General features: G+C 63.9%; 2 protein-coding genes. One reads left to right on the forward strand and one right to left on the reverse strand.

Translation table 11 applies throughout. The features are described from left to right. A partial coding sequence (gene pilM / locus HP547_RS29785) for a pilus assembly protein PilM (RefSeq protein WP_172288787.1) occupies positions 1-369 on the reverse strand: 369 nt, incomplete at its 3' end. Positions 370-550: 181 nt separating this feature from the next. Between pilM and HP547_RS28300 the strand changes: the two genes are divergently transcribed. After that, on the forward strand, positions 551-2,519 hold a 1,969-nt coding region (locus HP547_RS28300), incomplete at its 3' end, for a penicillin-binding protein 1A (protein WP_372243011.1).

Below are 2,519 nucleotides of genomic sequence, written 5' to 3' on the forward strand. Positions count from 1 at the left end.
CAGGGCCAGGTCTTCCAGCGGAAACGGAAACAGCCGTTCAGCGTCGGCCAGCAGCTGCACCTCCATCTCTGCCCCATCCCGCTCCCCGGGCAGATGACACAGCTTGCAGATGACCTGGTTGGCGGACAGCGCCAGCGCTACCCGGCGCTGCCTGACACCGCTGCGCCGGTAGGCACGCTGCAATGCAGCGACCACCAGCCCGGACTCGCCCCGCCAATCATCGCCAAGCGGCGAATGGAGCGGCTCTTGTGCCGAACCCACTACCCGCCAGCGCCGGTTGCGCTGCTGCACTTGCAGTATCCGAACGGCGTCGGAGGCAATTTCCAACCCCACGAGTGAACCGGCATCCTTGCCAAAGCGTCCTAGCACTGCGGCCTCCTTGCTGTGCGGTGCGACCCCGCGGCAACACTGGGCCGAGGCTGCCCATCGAGGCGACGGGCAGCCTGGCCGGTAACCCGGAGAGGCGAAAAAATGCTTATAATGCCCAGCGTTTTCTGGTCCGCTGGACCTGCGTGCAATCCACTCCCAACCTGGACACCGAAAAGCCTTGATACGTCTGCTGAAGTTCTTCTGGTGGTCTTCCGTCGCAGTCATCTGCGCGCTCGTACTCGGTGTGAGCGGTGCGTTTCTGTATCTTAGCCCCAGCCTGCCCTCGGTCGAGTCCCTCAGAAGCATCCAGTTGCAGATCCCCCTCAGGGTGTACAGCAGCGATGGCAAACTGATCGCCGAATTTGGCGAAATGCGCCGCTCGCCGATCCGCTTCGCGGAAATCCCCCCACAATTCATTCAGGCACTGCTGTCAGCCGAGGACGACAATTTCCTCAACCACTATGGCGTAGACCCCAGCAGCCTGATGCGCGCCGCGACCCAGCTGGTAAAGACTGGGCACATCCAGACCGGCGGCAGCACCATCACCATGCAGGTGGCCAAGAACTTCTTCCTGACCAGCGAACGCAGCTTCTCGCGCAAGACCAACGAAATTCTGCTGGCCCTGCAGATCGAGCGCGAACTGACCAAGGACGAGATCCTTGAGCTGTATGTGAACAAGATCTACCTGGGCAACCGCGCCTACGGCATCGATGCCGCCGCGCAGGTGTACTACGGCAAGTCGATCCGCGACGTGAGCCTGGCGCAGATGGCGATGATCGCCGGCCTGCCCAAGGCACCGTCGCGTTTCAACCCGCTGGCCAACCCGGCGCGCGCCAAGGAGCGCCGCGACTGGATCCTCGGCCGCATGTACAAGCTGGGCAAGATCGACCAGGCCAGCTACCAGGCCGCACTGGCCGAACCGCTGAACGCCAGTTACCACGTGCCGACCCCGGAAGTGAACGCGCCTTACATTGCAGAAATGGCCCGCGCCGAAATGGTCGGCCGCTACGGCAGCGAGGCCTACACCGAAGGCTTCCGCGTCACCACCACAGTGCCCAGCGACATGCAGGAAATGGCTAACAAGGCCATCCTCGGCGGCCTCTCCGACTACGATGAGCGCCACGGCTATCGCGGCCCCGAAGCACGCTTCCCGGGCCGCACCCAGGCAGCCTGGCTGCAGGAACTGGGCAAGCAGCGCACCCTTGGCGGCCTGGAGCCGGCCATCGTCACCCAGGTAGAAAAAACCGGCCTCCGGGTTTTGACCCGTGACGGCCAGGAAGCCGAGGTCGCCTGGGACACCATGAAATGGGCGCGCCCGTTCATCAATACCAACTCCATGGGCCGCGCACCGCAGTCGCCGGCCGACGTGGCTCAGGTCGGTGACCTGGTGCGCCTGCAACGCCTTGAGGATGGCAAGCTCAAATTCAGCCAGGTGCCAGGTGCACAAAGCGCCCTGGTTACCCTGGACCCTTACAATGGCGCCATCCGGGCACTGGTGGGCGGCTTCTCGTTCGAGCAAAGCAACTACAACCGTGCCATGCAGGCCAAGCGCCAGCCAGGTTCGAGTTTCAAGCCATTCATCTACAGCGCGGCCCTGGACAGCGGCTACACCGCGTCCAGCCTGGTCAACGATGCGCCGATCGTGTTCGTCGACGAGTCCGTGGATAAAGTGTGGCGGCCGAAGAACGACACCAACACCTTCCTCGGCCCGATCCGCATGCGCGAAGCGCTGTACAAGTCGCGTAACCTGGTATCGATCCGCCTGCTGCAGGCCATGGGCGTTGACCGCACCATCGACTACATCGCCAAGTTCGGCTTCAACAAGCAGGACCTGCCGCGCAACCTGTCGCTGGCCCTGGGTACCGCCACCCTCACGCCGATGGAGATCGCCACCGGCTGGAGCACCTTTGCCAATGGCGGCTACAAGATCACCCCGTACCTGATCGACCGCATCGAAAGCCGCAGCGGCGAGACTCTGTTCACCGCCAACCCGCCTCGCGTACCGCAAGGCAGCGAGGACCAGGCAGGCCTGGCTGCGCCCGAACAGCCGATCAGTACTGCTGCCCTGCCAGGCGAAGCGCCCTCGGCCTTCGGCCAGGTGGCGCCTGCACCGCAGGTGCCGGCCATCGCCGAACAGATCATCGACGGGC

Source organism: Pseudomonas sp. CM27 (genome assembly GCF_013179515.1).
Classification (GTDB): domain Bacteria; phylum Pseudomonadota; class Gammaproteobacteria; order Pseudomonadales; family Pseudomonadaceae; genus Aquipseudomonas.